This is a genomic window from Sinorhizobium sp. B11 (assembly GCA_039725955.1).
In the GTDB taxonomy this organism is placed as follows: domain Bacteria; phylum Pseudomonadota; class Alphaproteobacteria; order Rhizobiales; family Rhizobiaceae; genus Rhizobium.
Window position 1 is genome coordinate 2932619 of sequence record CP091034.1, and the last position, 18753, is coordinate 2951371.

At 61.2% G+C, this 18753-nt stretch carries 18 protein-coding genes and 2 pseudogenes; 12 read left to right on the forward strand and 8 right to left on the reverse strand.

Going from position 1 to position 18753, the window contains the following annotated elements; genetic code table 11:
- Positions 1-39: 39 nt before the first annotated feature.
- The 3 genes from LVY75_24625 to LVY75_24635 are packed head-to-tail and all read right to left on the reverse strand — an operon-like array spanning position 40 to position 3726.
- On the reverse strand, positions 40-1059 hold the full coding sequence (locus LVY75_24625; protein XAZ21987.1) for an ABC transporter ATP-binding protein: 1020 nt from the start codon (positions 1057-1059) through the stop codon (positions 40-42).
- Entirely contained in the window at positions 1047-2741 is a 1695-nt protein-coding gene (locus LVY75_24630; GenBank protein ID XAZ21988.1) for an iron ABC transporter permease, read from the reverse strand. Before LVY75_24630 ends, LVY75_24625 begins: the two co-directional genes overlap by 13 nt.
- A 7-nt stretch (positions 2742-2748) precedes the next feature.
- Complete coding sequence (locus LVY75_24635) at positions 2749-3726, reverse strand: ABC transporter substrate-binding protein (GenBank protein ID XAZ21989.1); 978 nt, start codon at positions 3724-3726, stop codon at positions 2749-2751.
- 224 nt (positions 3727-3950) lie between these two features.
- Between LVY75_24635 and LVY75_24640 the strand changes: the two genes are divergently transcribed.
- The 3 genes from LVY75_24640 to LVY75_24650 all read left to right on the forward strand — a co-directional run bounded on the left by LVY75_24640 (position 3951) and on the right by LVY75_24650 (position 6655).
- The gene (locus LVY75_24640) at positions 3951-4289 is read left to right on the forward strand and encodes a hypothetical protein (GenBank protein XAZ21990.1); all 339 of its coding nucleotides are present in this window, start codon (positions 3951-3953) and stop codon (positions 4287-4289) included.
- Between the two features lie 169 nt (positions 4290-4458).
- Positions 4459-5517, forward strand: a complete 1059-nt coding sequence (locus LVY75_24645; GenBank protein XAZ21991.1) for an aldo/keto reductase — start codon at positions 4459-4461, stop codon at positions 5515-5517.
- Positions 5518-5611: 94 nt separating this feature from the next.
- Positions 5612-6655: a DUF2278 family protein gene (locus LVY75_24650; protein ID XAZ21992.1), complete on the forward strand. Its 1044-nt coding sequence runs from the start codon at positions 5612-5614 to the stop codon at positions 6653-6655.
- Positions 6656-6679: 24 nt separating this feature from the next.
- On the opposite strand, the gene LVY75_24655 is transcribed toward LVY75_24650, so the two are convergent.
- The gene (locus LVY75_24655; GenBank protein XAZ21993.1) at positions 6680-7897 is read right to left on the reverse strand and encodes a PLP-dependent aminotransferase family protein; all 1218 of its coding nucleotides are present in this window, start codon (positions 7895-7897) and stop codon (positions 6680-6682) included.
- 303 nt (positions 7898-8200) lie between these two features.
- Here LVY75_24655 and LVY75_24660 point away from each other — a divergent pair.
- The 4 genes and pseudogenes from LVY75_24660 to LVY75_24675 all read left to right on the forward strand — a co-directional run bounded on the left by LVY75_24660 (position 8201) and on the right by LVY75_24675 (position 10614).
- A pseudogene (locus tag LVY75_24660) lies at positions 8201-9299 on the forward strand (branched-chain amino acid aminotransferase).
- A 154-nt stretch (positions 9300-9453) separates the two neighbouring features.
- A complete protein-coding gene (locus LVY75_24665; GenBank protein XAZ21994.1) occupies positions 9454-9663 on the forward strand; it encodes an AbrB/MazE/SpoVT family DNA-binding domain-containing protein in 210 nt (69 codons plus the stop codon).
- Positions 9663-10042: pseudogene (locus LVY75_24670) on the forward strand (type II toxin-antitoxin system VapC family toxin). Before LVY75_24665 ends, LVY75_24670 begins: the two are co-directional and overlap by 1 nt.
- Positions 10039-10614 (forward strand): class I SAM-dependent methyltransferase, encoded by a 576-nt coding sequence (locus LVY75_24675; protein XAZ21995.1) that lies wholly within the window; start codon positions 10039-10041, stop codon positions 10612-10614. Before LVY75_24670 ends, LVY75_24675 begins: the two are co-directional and overlap by 4 nt.
- Before the next feature lie 51 nt (positions 10615-10665).
- On the opposite strand, the gene ilvC is transcribed toward LVY75_24675, so the two are convergent.
- Both ilvC and LVY75_24685 read right to left on the reverse strand, forming a co-directional pair.
- Positions 10666-11685, reverse strand: coding sequence for a ketol-acid reductoisomerase (ilvC, locus tag LVY75_24680; GenBank protein ID XAZ21996.1), 1020 nt, complete (start codon positions 11683-11685; stop codon positions 10666-10668).
- 47 nt (positions 11686-11732) lie between these two features.
- Positions 11733-12413 (reverse strand): TetR/AcrR family transcriptional regulator C-terminal domain-containing protein, encoded by a 681-nt coding sequence (locus LVY75_24685; GenBank protein XAZ21997.1) that lies wholly within the window; start codon positions 12411-12413, stop codon positions 11733-11735.
- Positions 12414-12570: 157 nt separating this feature from the next.
- Between LVY75_24685 and LVY75_24690 the strand changes: the two genes are divergently transcribed.
- Positions 12571-12927 (forward strand): DUF4087 domain-containing protein, encoded by a 357-nt coding sequence (locus tag LVY75_24690; protein XAZ21998.1) that lies wholly within the window; start codon positions 12571-12573, stop codon positions 12925-12927.
- A 3-nt stretch (positions 12928-12930) separates the two neighbouring features.
- Here the strand turns inward: LVY75_24690 and LVY75_24695 are convergent, their stop codons facing one another.
- Positions 12931-13842, reverse strand: coding sequence for an AraC family transcriptional regulator (locus tag LVY75_24695; GenBank protein XAZ21999.1), 912 nt, complete (start codon positions 13840-13842; stop codon positions 12931-12933).
- Between the two features lie 200 nt (positions 13843-14042).
- Here LVY75_24695 and LVY75_24700 point away from each other — a divergent pair, with 200 nt between their 5' ends.
- The 4 genes from LVY75_24700 (at position 14043) to LVY75_24715 (ending at position 17258) form a co-directional block, all read left to right on the forward strand.
- Positions 14043-15089: an NAD(P)-dependent alcohol dehydrogenase gene (locus LVY75_24700; GenBank protein XAZ22000.1), complete on the forward strand. Its 1047-nt coding sequence runs from the start codon at positions 14043-14045 to the stop codon at positions 15087-15089.
- A gap of 618 nt (positions 15090-15707) precedes the next feature.
- Complete coding sequence (locus LVY75_24705; GenBank protein ID XAZ22001.1) at positions 15708-16187, forward strand: DUF992 domain-containing protein; 480 nt, start codon at positions 15708-15710, stop codon at positions 16185-16187.
- A gap of 29 nt (positions 16188-16216) precedes the next feature.
- Entirely contained in the window at positions 16217-16492 is a 276-nt protein-coding gene (locus tag LVY75_24710) for a hypothetical protein (GenBank protein ID XAZ22002.1), read from the forward strand.
- 52 nt (positions 16493-16544) lie between these two features.
- Positions 16545-17258: a hypothetical protein gene (locus LVY75_24715; protein XAZ22003.1), complete on the forward strand. Its 714-nt coding sequence runs from the start codon at positions 16545-16547 to the stop codon at positions 17256-17258.
- Between the two features lie 158 nt (positions 17259-17416).
- On the opposite strand, the gene LVY75_24720 is transcribed toward LVY75_24715, so the two are convergent.
- Positions 17417-18682 carry an NAD(P)/FAD-dependent oxidoreductase gene (locus tag LVY75_24720; GenBank protein ID XAZ22004.1) on the reverse strand — a complete coding sequence of 422 codons (1266 nt, stop codon included), beginning with the start codon at positions 18680-18682 and terminating at the stop codon, positions 17417-17419.
- Between the last annotated feature and the right edge of the window lie 71 nt (positions 18683-18753).

An 18753-nucleotide genomic window follows, 5' to 3' on the forward strand; every position in this document is an offset into this window, starting at 1 on the left:
ACCTAGACCCGAAAGCGCGCTTCGCAAAGCCATTCGTCTTCAGAGCCGCCAGCCGGCGCGGATGACGACGTGCACAGCTTCGTCAGGCACGACCGCCACGCGGCTGTAGGCGCGCAGCGCCTGGCCGTTGCCGAGCGTGAGCTTCACGGCATAACGCTCGCCTTCGAAAAGCACGGATTCGATGGTTGCCGGAGCCCCCTCGCCGCCGATGACGACATCTTCCGGCCGCACCAGAATATCCGCGCCATCGATATTGGCCGCATGCAGCGCCCCCTCGAGCTCGTCCCACTCGAGCTGACGTTCGCCGCCCATGACCGGCAGCGTGATAATCGCGCCCCGGCCGATCAGCCCGCCGACCATGCGTCCTTCCGGCCGCGCATAGATCTCCGCCGGCGGTGCCACCTGCAGCAGCCGTCCTTCGGACATGACGGCGATGTCGGTGGCCAGTGCCATCGCCTCGCTCTGGTCATGCGTCACATAGATCATCGTGGCGCCCGAGCGCTGGTGGAACTCACGGAACGTCTCTTCCATCTCCTGCTTCAGATGCCGGTCGAGATTGGCGAGCGGCTCGTCAAGCAGCACGACATCGGGCGAAGTCACCAGGCAGCGGGCAAGCGCCACGCGTTGCCGCTGGCCACCCGAGAGATCGGCCGGACGCCGCTCGGCATAATCGACAAGACGCACGGTCGACAGCGCTTCCCGCACCCTGGCCTTGTAGGACTCGCCGGAGATGCCGCGCACCTTCAGCGGATAGCCCACATTGTCGGCCACACTCATATGCGGCCAGAGCGCGTAGGACTGGAACACCATCGCCATGTTGCGCTTTTCCGGCGGCAGCGATTGCGAGGCATCGGCCAGCAGCCGTTCGCCGAGATAGATCGATCCGTCGCTCGGCGTCTCGAAACCGGCGATCATGCGCAGCACCGTGGTCTTGCCGCAGCCGGAGGGGCCGAGCAGCGCGAGAAAGCCGCCCTCGCGCACATCGAGCGAAAAGCCGCTGACCGCCGCCCTGCCCGTTCCGAAATCCTTGGCCACCTGATTGAGGATCAGCTTCGCCACGGCACCACTCCCTTGGGCAGATGTTTCGCCAGAAGCTCCAGAAGCAGCATCATGGCAACGACCATGAAGACGACGAGCACGGAGAGAGCCGAGGCAAGATCGGAACTGCCGCTGTCATCGAGATTGTAGATCGCGACGCCGAGCGTCTGCGTGCCCGCCGACCAGAGCAGCGCCGAGATCGTCAGCTCGTTGCAGGCAATCAGGAAAACGAGGATGACGGATGCGCCGGCCGCCGGCGCGATCAGCGGCACGATAATATCCTTCAGCCGTCGGAAGAAGCCGGCACCGGAAAGCCGTGCCGCCTCTTCGAGCGCCGGATCGAGCTGATGAAAGGCACTGACGACAGGCTTCAGGCTGACGGCAAAGAAGGAAGAGAAATAGGCGATGAGAATGATCCAGACCGTGCCGTAAAGTGTCACGTTCAGCACCGGAATCGGCGCGGCAAAAACAAGGATGAAACACACGGCCATGACGATGCCCGGCAGCGAATAGGGTATTTCCACGAGGCTGGAGACGATGCGCGACAGCCCGTCCCTGCGCCGCGTCAGTGCATAGGCCGCCAGCACCGTGACGAAGAGCAGCCCGACCGCCGCCCCGCTTGCGAGCGAGAGCGAGTTGACGAAGGCGGTACGCGTTACCGCCTGCCGGAAGAGAATCTCTTCGAATGCATGAAAGGTCATCGTCTTGAAGGTGAGCGGCACGCCATAGGCGGGCACCAGAGCCCCCGCGACCAGCGCGAAGAAGGGAGCGGCCAGCATGAAGAACAACACGACCCAGAGCAGCGGCGTGAAGAGGAGCTTCCACCCGCCAAGCTCGAAGGTGGCCGTCGCACCTGAAAGCCCGATGACACGATAATCGCGCCCGCGCAGCGCCCGGTCCTGGATCGCCAGGCCCGCAACCGAGATCAGCGCGATAATGGCCGACAGCAGCGCCACATCGCCGAAGGTGCGGCCGGTAAAGGCAGTGAATTTCGAGAAGATCAGCGTCGGCAGCGTGAAGATCGAGGCCGGGATGCCGAGAATGGCCGGGATGCCGAAATTGCCGGTGCAGGAGACGAAGGAGATCGCAGCCCCGGCAATCACGCCCGGCAGCGACAGCGGCAGGATGATATCGCGGAAGACCCTGAGGCTCGACGCGCCTGACAGCCGCGCCGCCTCCACCCCGTCGCGCGGCAGGGTCATCAGCCCTGCCCTCAGCGCCAGATAGATGAGCGGCGCATGCTGCACGCCGTAGAGCAGCGCAATGCCGCCGATAGAATAGAGCGGCTGCGGAGACCCCAGCGGCGGCGCGATATGCAGTGCCTTCAGAAGCGGGCTCGACGGCCCCGACATCTGCACCCAGGCGAGCGCCGTCACCTGCGGCGGGATCATCATCGGCAGCACGAAGAAGAAGCTGAGCGACCCCTTGGCCGGGATATCGGTGAGCGTCAAGAGATAGGCGAAGGCGCAGCCAATAACGAGCGAGATGACCGTGCCGAGGACCGCCGTGACGATGGTGTAATAGACCGCCGACCAGACCATCGGGTCCGAAAGGACCACCATGACGCCGCCATTGGCAAAGGCGGAAATGCCGACGATCGCGAGCCGCGCCAAGGGCAGCACGCTGAGGAAGAGAACCACCGAAACAATAAAAGGAAACAGCCAGACGGGCTGGCTGCTTCCTGCACGTATATAGCCCTGCATGGGTCTATTATTTCGAACCGAACAGATCCGTAAAGGTCTTCAGATCCTTGTCGGTATTCTTGAGAGCCTCGGCGGCATTGATGGGCAGAACCTTGATCGTATCGCGTGCCGGGAAGCCGTCAGGCAGCTTCATGCCGTTGCGAGCCGGGATATAGCCGAGCTTGAGGAAACCTTCCTGGCCCTTTTCCGAGAGAACGTAATCGACGAACTTCTTGGCGGCATCGGCATTCTTGGCGCTGGCGAGAATACCGACCGGCTCGGTGACGGCCGAAACGCCTTCGCTCGGGAAGACGAACTCGACCGGAGCGCCCTTGGCCTTTTCGCGGATCGGCAGATAATCGACGACCATGCCGTAAGCCTTTTCGCCCGAAGCGACGGACTTCAGCACCACGCCGTTGCCGCCGGAAGCGACAGCTGCATTGTCGGCGAGCGACTTGTAGAAGTCCCAGCCGAGACCCGGAACGGCAGCGAGCGTCTGGGCGTGGATGAGAGCGGCACCCGAGGCAAGCGGGCTCGGCATGGTCACGAGGCCCTTGGCTTCGGGCTTGGCAAGGTCTTTCCAGCTCGTCGGCTTCATGGCGGCCGAGGTGTTGTACATGATGCCCGTCGTGATCAGCTTGGTGGAATAGTAATAGCCGTCGGCATCATAGAGCGCGGCATCGTAATTGGCGGCTTCGGGCGACTTGTAGGCAAGCAGCTTGCCGTCTTCCTTCAGGCGCTCCAGCGTCACGACATCGGCGATCAGCAGGACGTCTGCAACCGGATTGCCGGCTTGAATTTCAGCCTGCAGCTTCGCCATGATCTTCGGCGTGCCATCGCGCACCCAATCGACCTTGATATCGGGATTGGCGGCCATGAAGCCATCGACGGTCGCCTGCGCGTCTTCGTTCGGCTGACTGGTGTAGAGAACGAGGTTGGCAGCGGATGCCGGGATAGCGAGAAGGCTCGCGGCAAGAAGTGCTGCGGCGGAAACTAGAGTTTTCATGGAAGGAATCCTCGAATGATGATGCCCCTCCTTATTGGGGGTGTTTTACAGCGGTGTGACAGGAGACTGCAACTCGGCTCCAGCCGACGAAGCCGATATCCTCACACAATTTTCGATGAGAGACTTGCTGTCTTTGTCGATAGCGCCGCAAAATAATCTAAACTTAAGATTGCACGATATAGATCTCTATAAAACCAAGCCATTTTCAACAGCCTGGAGTCTGCATGAAGATCCGAATTGTAACCCTGCTTGCCTGTGCGAGTCTCACCGCATGTCAGACGACAGACGGTAAAACGTCCAAAGATTTGAAGGATTATCCTGAGGCTTTAGCCTACAGGGACTGCATGTGGTCGCGCGCAGTTGCCTATGCACCGCAGAACGGCTCGCCATTGGAATTGGGCTTGATCGCTGCCAACTCCTGCAGTTCCGCACGTCAGGCCCTGCTCGACGCCGTCAGCAAAAATGAAAGACCGGGTTTCATCCGCGAATTGTCGCGCCGGATGGAGCACAGCGAACCGCTCGTTGCAGCGGATATGATCATCGCTGTGAGGACGAGGAAATAGCGCTGGTTGCGGGCAACATGCCTCGCGCTCGCATAGAAACCCGTTGTCTAATACGCTCGCACAGGCGTCGGCAAAGGCGTAAATTCACGCAGGCGTGAACAGCATCGCGCTTGCCTCGGCAGTCCGTTGCGGTACGTCAATCAGGCCATTTTCAAGAGGAGGAATTTCAATGGAATATCGTTTGCTCGGCCGTTCCGGCCTTAAAGTTTCCACCGTGACCATGGGCACGATGACCTTCGGCGGCGTCGGCTGGGCCAAGACCGTTGGTGATCTCGGCGTGCAGGAAGCCCGCCGCATGGTCGATATCTGCCTCGATGCCGGCGTCAACCTGATCGATACGGCCAATGTCTATTCCAACGGCGAATCCGAGCGCATCATCGGTGAAGTGTTCGGCGGCAAGCGTCCCGATGGCGTGCTGCTCGCCACCAAGGCCCGCTTCGGCATGGGCGACGGCCCGAACGATCGCGGCCTGTCGCGCTATCATCTGATCCGCGAATGCGAGGCAAGCCTGCAGCGCATGAAGACCGATGTCATCGATCTCTACCAGGTCCACGAATGGGACGGTCAGACGCCGCTCGAAGAGACGATGGAAGCGCTCGACACGCTGATCAAGCAGGGCAAGGTGCGCTATGTCGGCTGCTCGAACTATTCCGGCTGGCACATCATGAAGGCGCTCGGCGTTGCCAATGAAAACAAGTACCAGCGCTTCGTCAGCCAGCAGATCCACTACACGCTGGAAGCCCGTGACGCGGAATATGAACTGCTGCCGGTCTCGATCGACCAGGGCCTCGGCGTGCTCGTCTGGAGCCCGCTCGCCGGCGGCCTTCTCTCCGGCAAGCACCGCCGCAATGCCGCCGCTCCCGAAGGCACCCGCCAGTTCGCCGGCTGGACCGAACCGCCGATCCGCGACGAAAACCGCCTCTGGAACATTGTCGAGACGCTTGTCGCGATCGGCCAGGAACGCGGCGTTTCCGCAGCCCAGGTGGCGCTCGCCTGGCTGATCGGCCGCAAGGCGGTCACCTCGGTCATTATCGGCGGCCGCACCGAAGCCCAGTTCAAGGACAATCTCGCCGCCGCCGAGCTGAAACTGTCTGCCGACGAGCGCAAGCGTCTCGACGATGTCAGCGTGCCGCCGGTCATCTATCCCTATTGGCACCAGCTCAACACGGCCAATGAGCGGCTGAGCGAAGCCGACATGGAACTCTTCGCCCCGCATGTGAAGAAGTAAACTCTCCAAAACGTTGCATGGCGGGTAACCGGCGTCACAAAAGATGCAATTCCGCCATGCTATCGTGAACCTCGCCCCCACCACGAGGTTCATCATGCTCCGGAATTACAAGGTGCTGAAGGGTACGGCTTCGGCGCTCGCCCTTGACGACGACAACGATCCCCACATCGAAATCCGCCTCGAGGCCGGCGACATCAGCTATCGCATCGCCATGAACGTGCGCTCGAAGGAATCGCCGCACGATCTGCTCTATGCGAATGTCATGGACTTCCAGCACACGGAGCTGACGGCAGAGCTCGCCGCCTTGCCGATGGGCCTCACGGATATCAGGGGCGACCGGCAGGATCTGGCGATCGACTATGTGCGCGGCGGCATCATCGAGCGCGAGGACATGGATGTCGCGCCTTTTCAGCTCGACGGACCGAAGAACGACCTGCGCGATTTCATCGAACCCATCGTACAGGAAGGCATCGCCGACAAGTCCATCCATTTCTACGCCTTCGGTGAAGCCTGGGGCCCTGAGAACAACAAGCCGGACGAATATTTCGGCTTCGAGCCCGGCAACGGCATCCACGACATCCACATGAACCAGGGTGACAGCGGCAGCTTCCGCGCCACCAACGCCCCCAATCAGGACGGCGCGCTGCTGATCCATTTTTCCGATGAGGATCACTGGGCGGCGATCTTCCTCGGCTTCCAGTCGCAGAACTGGAATACGGACGCCAATACCGGCCATCCGGTCGGCGACAACAGGGGCGGTCAGGGCCGCGGCGAAGGCACCCGCCGCCCGCAACCGATCGTCGCCTCGTCGCTGCGCATCATCGCCGCCATGATCAACCCGGTGAACCACCCTGACGGCACCGAGGACGAGACGGTGACGATCATCAACCGGTCGGATGTCGCCATGTCGATCGAGGGCTGGTCGCTGGAAGATGGCGAAGGCCGCCGCCAAAAACTCTCGGGCTCTCTCGCATCGGGCGAATTCCGTACCGTGACGCTCGACCCGGAAAATGGCGGCCCGCAGCTTGCCAACAAGGGCGGCGACATCATGCTCGTCAATGCCGATGGAGCGGTCGCCGACCGTGTCGGCTACGGCAAGAGCGAAACCGCCAACGAAGGCTGGACGACGATCTTCTGATCGCCGCCCATGCATCTCGACATATCAGCCGACCTCGCTGGCGATCAGCTGGCCGAGACGGCTAATGCCCTCCTCGATCATCCTCTCGTTGGCGCAGGAGAAGCTGACACGAAACGTGTTGGCGCCCGAACCGTCGGCAAAGAAAGCCCGGCCGGGAACGAAGGCGACCTTGGCGCTTTCGAGCGATTTGGCGAGAAGCTTCGCGCCGTCCATGCCCTCTGGCAGGGTGACCCAGATGAACATGCCGCCTTCCGGCTTCGTCCAGCTTGTGCCTGATGGCATGTATTTTTCAAGCGCCGCCAGCATGCAATTCCGCCGCTGGCTGTAGGCGGCCCTGATCTTGGCGACCTGCGCGTCGAAACCACGCTCGGCAACTTCCGAAATTGCCATCTGGTTGATGGTCGACGAATGCAGGTCCGCCGCTTGCTTCATCAGCACCAGCTTGCGGATGACGGGCGCATTGGCAACGATGAAACCGACGCGAAGGCCCGGCGCCAGCGTCTTGGAGAAGCTGCCGCAATAGATCGTGCGCGTATCGTTGATATGTCCCTTCCGCGCAATTTCCAGCGCCAGGATAGGTGGGATCGGATCGCCGTCATACCGCAGCGACTGATAGGCGGCATCTTCGATGACGGCGATGTCGAGCTCTTCGGCAAGATCGAGAACTTTCTCGCGACCCTCGCGATCGACGGTTTCGCCGGTCGGGTTGGAGAATTCGGCCGAGAGATAGGCGAACTTCACCTTGCCACCCTTCTGGGCAGCCGCATCGCGATAGGAACCCGGCGTGCGATTACCGCCTGGTGTCAGCTGGTCGTAGGCGGGCTCATAGGCATTGAAGGCCTGCAGCGCGCCGAGATAGGTCGGCCAGGTGACGAGCGCCGTGTCGTTGGGCGAGAGAAACAGCTTGCCGAGATAATCGAGGCCCTGCTGCGAGCCTGAGACGATGAAGACATTCTCGAGTTCGCAGGGAATGCCTAAGTCGGCCATCTGCGTGACAAGCCATTCGCGCAGCGGCTTGTAGCCTTCCGATACCGAATATTGCAGCGCCGAGTTCACCGCCGCACTGTCGAAAATATCCGCATAGGCCTTCTTGAATTCCTGATCCGGAAACAGTGCCGGGTCCGGAATGCCGCCGGCAAAGGAGATGATATCCGGCCGGTCGAGAAGTTTCAGAAGCTCGCGGATTTCCGAAGCGCGCATCCGTGACGAGCGCGTCGCAAACATTGAATCCCAGTTCAGCATGGGGTTTCCTCATCTTTTTTTATGTTGTTCGCAGATCACCATGCCGCGCAATTTATGTCAACAATACTGACCTATTTTCTTGTCACTGTGACAAGTCGGTGATCCGGCAGTCCGACGCCTTGGCGCCGATCTCCAGGATTTCACGCAGCCAAACCGATGGTCTGCGTCATTGGCTCAACATTCGCCACATCGCTGAATTATTCGTCCGATCACGAGCAAAATCGGCTCATTCAGACCTTTCCAAAACCGGCCCGGCGGCAGTAGTGTGCCGGCCATTATTCAATGGACTATCAAGGTGCCAGCATGACCGCGACGTCGACCTCTCATGAAATCACAATCGAATTCCACAAGTCTCCCGTCTCCGACGCCGACCGCATCAAGGCACTGGAAACACCCGGCTTTGGCAAGATCTTCACGGATCATATGGTCCTGGCACGCTGGACCGCCGACAAGGGCTGGCACGATGCGAAGGTGACGGCGCGCCGCCCGCTGGAGCTCGATCCTGCAAGCGCCGTCCTGCACTACGCCCAGGAAATCTTCGAAGGCATGAAGGCCTACAAGGCGGACGATGGCCGCATCCTGCTCTTCCGGCCCGAAGAGAAACGCCCGCCGTTTCGCGCAGTCGGCCGCCCGCATGGCGATGCCCGCCGTGCCGGAAGAACTTTTCCTGAAGGCGGTCGAAGAACTTGTTCGTGTCGACAAGAACTGGATACCCTCCGGTGACGCCAGCCTCTACCTGCGCCCCTTCATGTTCGCCAATGAGGCTTTCCTCGGCGTTCGCCCGGCCCAGGAATATATCTTCTGCATCATCGCCTCCCCGGTCGGCGCCTATTTCAAGGGCGGCGCCAAGGCCGTCTCCCTCTGGGTCGAGACCGCCTATACCCGCGCAGCCGCCGGCGGCACCGGTGCTGCAAAATGCGGCGGCAACTATGCAGCCAGCCTCGTCGCCCAGGCTGAAGCGGCCAAGAAGGATTGCGACCAGGTCGTCTTCCTCGACGCGGCAGAACATCGCTGGGTCGAAGAGCTCGGCGGCATGAACGTCTTCTTCGCGATGAATGACGGCTCGATCGTCACCCCGCCGCTCGGCGGCACCATCCTTCCCGGCATCACCCGCGCCTCGGTCATCGTGCTCGCCAAGGAAAAGGGCCTGCGCGTCGAGGAACGCCCCTATTCCTTCGAGGAATGGAAGGCCGATGCGGCGAGCGGCAAGCTCGTCGAAGCCTTCGCTTGCGGCACGGCAGCCGTGCTCGCGGGCATCGGCCTGGTCCGTCATGCCGACGGCGAGTTCAAGGTCGGCGACGGCCAGACCGGCAAGCTGACATCAGAACTGCGCCAGCAGCTCGTCGGCCTGCAGAAGGGCGTCACCAACGACGAGCGCGGCTGGACCCGCCGCGTTCTCTGATCTCAATCCTGGATATCGGGAATGCTGCCGCGTTCCCGATCGCGATTCTCACGTAAAACAGAACTTCGAAACCGGGCTTGTCGCCCGGTTTTTTTATTGCGGAAAACCACCCACCATTGACGGCAGCGAACCATGTTCTTACCCAAAGGTAAGAATGGCAACAGCAACTCTCTCTGCAAAGTTCCAGATCTCCATTCCAAAGGAAGTGCGCGAGCAGCAGCACTGGTCCGCGGGCCAGGAATTCGTGTTCATCCCGAAGGGCAAAGGCGTTCTGCTCATCCCCGTCCCTGAACTCGCCGATCTCAAAGGCATCGCCAAAGGCGCCGACCCCGCCAACTATCGCGACAGGAAAGACCGTTTCTGATGCGCGTCGTCGATAGCTCGGCCTGGATCGAATGGCTGACCCAGGGCCCTGCAGCGGATCGCCTGCAGGGTGAAATGCCCGCGCGAACAGAATGCATTGTCCCCACGATCGTCCAGCTCGAGCTCGCCAAATGGCTGGAGCGCGAACGCGGTGAGGACGCCGTCGATTCCTTTTTCGCCTATATACCGCCACCTGCGTCATCGCGCCCCTTGATACGGCCCTCGGCCGCCGCGCCGCCGAAGTGTCGGCCAAGCGCAAGCTCGCGCTTGCCGATGCGATCATTTACGCCACGGCCGAATTGCACGATGCCGATGTCCTTACACTGGACGCTCATTTCAAGGATCTGGACCGCGTGGTCTATATCGGGAAGCATCCATGACCACTTCCTTCTACGACGACAACGCCGAAACTTACGCCGCCCGCGATCGCAAGCCGCCGACCGCAAGGCTCGATGCATTCCTTGCCGCCCTGCCCGAGAAGGCTCGCATCCTCGAACTCGGCTGCGGTGGCGGGCAGGATTGCGCCCATATGCTGTCCAAAGGCTTCGACGTCACGCCAACGGATGGTTCGGCTGAGCTTGCTCGCCAGGCCGAGAAGCTGATCGGCAGGCCCGTCAAAATCATGCGTTTCGAGGAACTGTCCGCACATGAGGAATTCAATGGCGTCTGGGCCGAAGCGAGCCTCCTGCACGTACCTCGCGCAGATCTGCCCGGCATCCTCACTCTCATCCGTAGCGCCCTGAAGCAGGACGGCGTCTTTCATGCGAGCTTCAAGGCCGGTACCACCGAAGGCCATGACAGCTTCGGGCGCTATTACAACTATCCTTCGATGGAATGGCTGCAGGCATTGCTCGACGCGGGCGGCTGGAGGGATGTCTCGATCATCGAGGTCGATGGCAGCGGCTATGACGGTAAACCGACCCGCTGGCTGCATCTTGCCACCCGCAAATGAAAAGGCCGGAGCTTTCGCCCCGGCCTCTCATAATCTCAATCTCAGAACCGCTTAGTTGACCGACTTGTCGACCAGCTTGTTCTTGCCGATCCAGGGCATCATGGCGCGCAGCTTGGTGCCGACTTCCTCGATCTGGTGGCTGTCGTTCAGACGGCGGATGCCCTTGAAGCGTGCGCCGCCGGCACGGTATTCCTGCATCCAATCCGACGTGAACTTGCCGGTCTGGATATCGGTCAGGACGCGCTTCATCTCGGCCTTCGTCTCGGCGGTGATGATGCGCGGACCGGAGACATATTCGCCCCACTCGGCCGTGTTGGAGATCGAGTAGTTCATGTTGGCGATGCCGCCTTCATAGATCAGGTCGACGATCAGCTTCACTTCGTGCAGGCATTCGAAATAGGCCATTTCCGGAGCGTAGCCGGCTTCGGTCAGCGTTTCGAAACCAGCGCGGATGAGTTCGACGAGACCGCCGCAGAGAACGACCTGTTCGCCGAAGAGGTCGGTTTCGCACTCTTCACGGAAGTTGGTTTCGATGATGCCCGAACGGCCGCCGCCGACGCCGCAGGCGTAGGAGAGAGCGAGTTCAAGCGCATTGCCGGAAGCGTTCTGGTGAACGGCAACGAGGCAGGGAACGCCGCCGCCCTTCTGGTATTCGCCGCGAACCGTATGGCCCGGGCCCTTCGGGGCGATCATGACGACGTCGACCGAAGCCTTCGGCTCGATGAGGCCGAAGTGAACGTTGAGGCCGTGGGCGAAGGCAATCGCTGCGCCGTCACGGATGTTCGGAGCAATCTCGGCCTTGTAGATATCGGCCTGCAACTCGTCCGGGGTCGCCATCATCATCAGGTCGGCCCAGGCGGCAGCTTCGGCCACCGTCATGACCTTGAAGCCGTCGGCTTCGGCCTTCTTGACGGTCGGCGAACCGGCCTTGAGCGCGATAGCGACGTTCTGGGCGCCGGAATCCTTGAGGTTCAGCGCATGGGCGCGACCCTGCGAACCGTAGCCGATGACGGCGACCTTCTTCGACTTGATGAGGTTGAGATCGGCATCACGATCGTAATAGACGCGCATTGAAATTCCTTCCCTTTTGCTTGTCCTATTGACTGTCAGAAAGCGGTTCAGCCGAGGATCGGCATCTCCGCCAGAACTTTCTCCGTGCCGTAAAGGCGCAGGAAAGCGGTGACCGCCTTCTCCGCCTGACGCGCGGTATCCTTGAGGCCCGGCTCGCCGAGCAGCATGCGCACATGCAGGTCGGAAACGATGAGGCCGTATAACGTATGATAGGCTTCGTCGGCATCATGGAAGCGCAGCAGCCCTGCCCTCTTGCCGGCATCGATCAGTGCCATGGCGCGGCGGTCGATCTGCCGGCGGCCGCGTTCGAGCAAGAGCTTGCCGAGCTTGGAGCCGTCGCGATGCGAATCATGTGCACTGGCATGGCCGATCGCCAGCCGGTTGAGCGCCAGCGACACGTCGCCGGCCAGAACCTCGAGCAGGTCGCGGGCGAAGATCACGAGATGGTCGTGCAGGCTCGTATAGGTCAGCCGCTCGCCGCTGCGCTCGAACGTGCGCACCTTGCTCGCCTGATAGGCGATCATTGCAGACAGAAGACCGTCACGGTCGCCGAACCATTTATAGAGGCTTTCCTTGGAGCAGTTGGCGGCGCGCGCCACACCCGAGGTCGTCAGCGCTTTCTCCCCGCCATCGACGAGAAGCTGCAGCGCCTGCTCCAGAACAGCGTTCTGGCGTGGCGAAAACTCGCTCGGCTCTGCGACATCGACTGACACGGTTTCAACTCCCAATTTACGTACCGTACGGTACGGTTCGTGGCGTTTATGCGCCAGATGGCAGGCCCTCGTCAAGAGCCATCAGGAGATTTTTCATGTCATATGAAACAGCGGAATTCGGCTGTTCGAAGGCAGGCAAATAGCTGAACCTGAAAGCCAAGGAGAATCGCTCATGAAAATAACAGCCCTCACCGTTGCCCTGTCGCTTGCGCTTGCCCTTCCGACCCTTGCCGCCGAGACGCGCTGCGGCTGGATCCAGAACCCGACGCCCGGCAACTGGTGGCTGGACGATGCGCAAAACACCTGGACGATCATGACGCAGGGCGGCAACGATGAGCCCGAGGGCATGGACCTCATCCCCGACATCTCCGAGCATGATTATGTCAAGACCAACGGCAATTACGGCTATGCCTGCGCCTGCATGAGTGTGGAGACCGACGGCGAGGAACGCATCACGCAGATCCTCTCCTTCCGCCAGCTGCCACTTGCCAAGTGCCGCAACGACAAGGCGCTGAAATTTCCGGGCTGAGGCTTACTCGGCTGCTGCCATGATCTCGCGCGCGCCGTCGACATCGCGCGACGGCGACGCGCCATAGAGACGGCTATATTCACGGCTGAACTGCGACGGGCTCTGATAGCCGACGCGGTGGCCGGCAGTGCCGGCATCGAGCCGTTCCACCAGCATCAGCCGGCGCGCCTCGTGCAGGCGAAGCTGCTTCTGATACTGCATCGGCGTCATCGCCGTCACCGACTTGAAGTGGTGGTGAAACGACGACGCGCTCATGCTGACATGCTCGGCCAACTCCTCGATACGCAGCGGCCGGGCGAAATTCTCCTTCAGCCAGGCAACGGCGCGCGCGATCCGGTTGCTGTGGCTGTCGGCCGTCGCGATATTGATCAGCCGTTCGCCATCGGGGCCGGTCAGGATGCGATAAAGGATTTCCTGCTCGATCAACGGCGCCATGGCTGGAATTTCGCCTGGACGATCGAGCAAGCGCAGCAGGCGCACGGCAGCATCCAGAAGCTCCGGCGGCGCGACGTTGACCGTCATGCCGCGCTGCCCGTCGGTATGGGCGGCCGGACGCGGAATGTCGATGCGGCTCAAGAGCTCCAGCAGCTTTTCGGAATCGATTGCGAGCCCGAGACAGAGATGCGGCACCTCGGGGCTGGCCTCGGCGATGCGCCAGGCAACCGGCAGATCGAGCGAGGTCAGCAGATAGTCCCCGGTTCCGTAACTGATGAACTCATCGCCAAGGCGCAGGCTCTTGGCGCCCTGCAGCACAAAGGCAAAGCAGGGCTTGTAGCTGCTGTGCAGCGGATCGCTGGGATTGGAGCGGCGGCTGATGTGAAGATTGCCGATCGATGTACGAAACTCACCGTCACCAGGCGCAAACCGCATCGCGATATCGACGATTTCCCGATAGGGGCTGAAGGGCAATGTCATGCGGCAACTCTTTCTGTCTCAGGCCTGCGATCTGATCCCAATTTAAGACTGCTTTTCCATTTCGCAAACAGGTGGCCAGCTCACTTTTGCAGGATCGTGCAAAAAGCTGAGAGTATCGCTCTAACGCTGCTGCAAGGTTCCGCGCAATAGTTCAGCCACCCCTTTCACCCCACCCTCCCAAATCGGAAAGGAAGGCACCCATGCCTATTGCCAGAGGTTACGCCGCGACTGACGCTTCCAAGCCGCTGACCCCTTTTACCTTCGAACGCCGCGATCCTAACGAGGATGATGTCGTCATCGACATCAAGTTTGCCGGCATCTGCCATTCGGACATACACACTGTCCGCAACGAATGGAAGAACGCTGTCTACCCGATCGTTCCGGGCCATGAGATTGCCGGCATCGTCAGGGCTGTCGGTTCCAAAGTGACGAAGTTCAAGGTCGGCGACCGCGTCGGCGTCGGCTGCTTCGTCGATTCCTGCGTCGGCTGCGCCACCCGCGACGTCGACCGCGAACAGTACATGCCGGGCCTCGTCGGCACCTACAACGAGTTCGAAGCCGACGGCAAGACCCGCACCCAGGGCGGCTATTCTGACTCGATCGTCGTCAAGGAAGGCTATGTCATGTCCATCCCGGACAACCTTCCGCTCGATGCATCCGCACCGCTTCTCTGCGCCGGCATCACGCTCTATTCGCCGCTGCGCCACTGGAATGCCGGCCCCGGCAAGAAGGTCGCGATCGTCGGCATGGGCGGCCTCGGCCATATGGGCGTCAAGCTCGGTGCGGCCATGGGTGCCGATATCACCGTGCTCTCCCAGACGCTGTCCAAGAAGGAAGACGGCCTGAAGCTCGGCGCCAAGGAATATTACGCCACCAACGATCCGGAGACCTTCACCAAGCTCCGCGGCGCCTTCGACCTCGTCATCTGCACTGTCAGCGCCGAGATCGACTGGAACGCCTATCTCGGTCTCGTCAAGGTTGACGGCGCCTTCGTCGTGGTCGGCGTTCCCGAAAATGCGATCCCGGTCCACGCCTTCTCGCTGGTCCCCGGCCGCAAGAGCATTTCCGGCTCGATGATCGGCTCGATCAAGGAAACCCAGGAAATGCTCGACTTCTGCGGCGAGCACAACATCGTCTCCGAAATCGAGAAGATCAACATCCAGCAGGTCAACGAGGCCTATGAGCGCGTGCTGAAGAGCGATGTGCGCTACCGCTTCGTCATCGACATCGCCTCGCTGGCAGCCTGATGAAACAAAAGGGCGGCTCTCGAGCCGCCCTTTTCATGTCCGTATCCTGCACTGATGGCGACAGCATCGTCAGAGCAACTGCCCGACAGGCTCTGCCCGTGGAGCTGGGTGCGGCGGCATGAGCGAATGCCCGATCATCCGCTCCCGAACGCGAGATTCTCCCCGTTCCCCCACGCATTCTCGCTGAGGCTGCAGCGATGGGAAGATCACAACCAACCCTTCCCAAAGACCGAACTCCCCAAGTCTATCCAGCGCGCGCAATAAGTAACTGCTTGGATAAATGTTCTATTTACGACTCATTATGTCGCTCAGGCATATTTCGGCATATCAAAGCCAATGTATGTTCGCGATGCCTCATAAAGTAGTCAGTAATGGGCGGATATAATTGAAGTATCCGTAGTAGCATCCGGCTGCGTACATACGTCGGGCCGTCGATTTCGCATATCTGCAACTTTAGAAGATCGATGCTCAAAACGACGATCTAGACCTCCGTCGTACCTTTACTTTCTCGCATTGCCTGTGGGGACATTGCCGCAGCACTCCCTACGACGGCCAGCCTGCCTGACAGTAGCTGCGCGTCCTGCCTTGTCGCAACTTGATGGAAAAGGGGACTTCATCATGAATATCTCGAAAAGCACCGCTGGAATAATGCTTGTCATGGCCATACTGGCCGCGACTGCAGGGCCGGGCCATGCCGATCTTGCAAAGATCGGCATCCTCTCCTGCGACGTCTCGAAGGGCGTCGGAGAGATATTGAGCCGCAAGCAGTCACTCAATTGTCAGTTCAAGCCCGATGGCGGACAGCCCGAAAACTACACCGGCAGCATCGATGAATATGGCATCGAGCTTGGCAAGGTGGATCAGGGCCATCTGATCTGGGGTGTCGCATCCGCAATGCGCGGCGTCCCGAAAGGCGCGCTTGCCGGCAAATATGTCGGCGTCGGCGCAGGCGCATCCGTGGGCGTCGGCGTCGGGGCCAATGCGCTCGTCGGCGGCAATGATCAGTCTTTCTCTCTGCAGCCGCTTTCCGTTGACGGCGAAACCGGCATCAACATCGCAACCGGCGTGCTCCGGGTAACACTGACCGCCTCCGAATAGACAACCCAACCGCAGCGAAAGGAAATGACATGCCTGAACTCATTCTCGCACGCCGAAATCTCCTTGCCGGAATGGGCGTCGCCTTGGCTGCCGGACCGGCGGCAACGCTCGCGGCCTCACCTGCCATGGCTAACCAGGGCAATATGGACGCGGCGATGCGTGCCCTCGAAAACGCCCTCGCTGCCTTGCGTCGCGCCACTCCCAACAAGGGCGGGCACAAGGAGCGGGCCGTCGGCCTCATCGAGCAGGCCATGGCCGAAGTGCAGGCAGGCATCGCCTATGCCGCCGAGCATGGTGGCGGCTAGGCGGCTACCGCATCGACCAGTGGCAATCAGCATCCCCAAAAGGAAGGTATCGATGACACGCACATCAACGATCGAACTGTTGCTTGCAGCTACTCTAGCGTTGCTCGGCGGCAGCGCTCTCGCTCAGGACGCAGCCCCGAAGCCGCATGTTCCGCTCGAGAAGACTATCGGCCAGGTCAGTCGCCAGGGACCGGTCGCATCGCTGATCGTCGTCAATTCGGATGGCGCGAAGCTTGAAGGAGACAAGCTGACCCAGACGGGCGTCTCCTCAAACGCCATCATCTTCGCAGACCGGCCCGTCCGGGCAGCCGGCCATCTGGCAACGGACGAACTCGTCAAGCAATGGGGGACCGGACCTGACAATTTCGATGCGGATCCACCCAATGCCACCGTCTCAGTCCTCGGCGGTGGCTCAAACATTGCCGATGCTGTCGTCACGCTGAAATCGCCCAAGCTTGAGGGCACGACTCTGACTTTCGACGTTTCAGTGCTGGAAGGGAGCCTTGCCGGCTCCTCCGGACCTGCCGCCGTCTTCATCGATCATTGGCGCGGCTGGAACAATGCCGGCTGGTATGGCTTGGGCCTTGCGACAGGCGCCGCCTTTGGTCTGGCGGCCCGTCCGGGCTATGCAGCGCCCTACTATCCCCCTCCGTACTATCCGCCGGTCGAAGCCAACCCCTGCCCTCCCGGCTACTGGCTCGGCCCGTGGGGACATTGCCGCGACACGCCTTATCACGGCCGCCTGCCCAACGGCAGCTGGCAATAAGCCGGTATGAACGGGCGGGATAGAATTCCCGCCCTCGCGACACGTACAGTCATGCCCCTACAGCCGCGCAATTTCCGGATAGCTCGGGAACATCCGTATCCGGCCGGAGTGGACGATATTTCGTCAGCGCCGGCTGTCGCGACCGGGTGCGCCTTTTGCTAGCCGTCGTCGCGCATCGTCTCGCGCTGGGTGATCAGCCGAGCGCTGTGCTGGCCGCTCATATAGATCCAGAACCAGTTCCAAGCGACGCTGAAACGCGAGCGGGTGCCGATCAGGAAGTAAATATGGGCAAGACCCCAGATCCACCAGGCAAGCCAGCCCTTGAGCTTGAAAGGGCCGAAATCGATGATCGCCGCACTCTTGCCGATCGTTGCCAGGCTCCCCTGATGGAAATATTTGAATGGCGCAGGCGCGGGTTTGCCGGACATGCGCGCCCGGATCACCTTCGCGACATAACCGCCCTGCTGCTTGGCAGCCGGCGCAATACCCGGCACCGGCTTGCCATTCTCCTGGGTTACGGAGGCCGTGTCACCGATCACGAAGACATCCCGCAGGCCCGGTGCCGTCAGATCCTTTTCGACGATGGTGCGCCCTGCCCGGTCGGCCGGCACGCCAAGCCAGAGCGCCGCATGCGAGGCTTGCACGCCCGCCGCCCACACGATGGTCCGGCTCGGAATGAAGGCCTCACCCATGGTTACGCCACCGGCAGTGCACTGTGTCACCGGCGTTCCCGTCAGCACCTCGACACCGAGTTTTTCGAGCGCCTTCCGCGCATAGGCCGAGAGATCCTCGGCAAAGGCAGGCAGCACGCGCGGTCCTGCCTCGATCAGCACGACACGGGTCTTGCGCGTATCGATATTGCGGAATTCCTTGGGCAGCGTGAAATGCGCGAGCTCTGCAATAATGCCGGCAAGCTCGACACCAGTCGGGCCTGCGCCGACGATGGAAAAGGTCAGGAGCGCATCGCGCACCGCGGGATCGCTTTCCACTTCCGCCCGCTCGAAGGCAAGCAGCACACGGCGGCGGATCGTCGTCGCATCTTCCAGCGTCTTCAGGCCGGGTGCGACCGGTTCCCATTCGTCATGGCCGAAATAGGCATGCGTGGCGCCGGTCGCCAGCACCAGCGTGTCGTAGTTCAGCACCATGCCGCTGCGCAGCGTAACGGTCTTTGCTTGTGCATCGACGCCATTGACCTCGCCGAGCAGCGTCGTCACCTCGGGCCGGTCGGCATAGAGGTGGCGGATCGGCCAGGCGATCTCGGAAGTGGACAGGATCGTGGTTGCCACCTGATAGAGAAGCGGCTGAAAGAGATGATGGTTGCGCCGATCGATCAGCGTGATCTTCACGCCCGCCCCCTTCAACCCGTTGACGAGCTGCAGCCCGCCGAAGCCGCCGCCGACAACGACGACATGATGTTCGCTCATGACCCTACCCTTTCGTCATTTCGCTGCAGCAAATGTCGCCTTTCGCAGGAAGGATTCAACCGCCGTTTCAG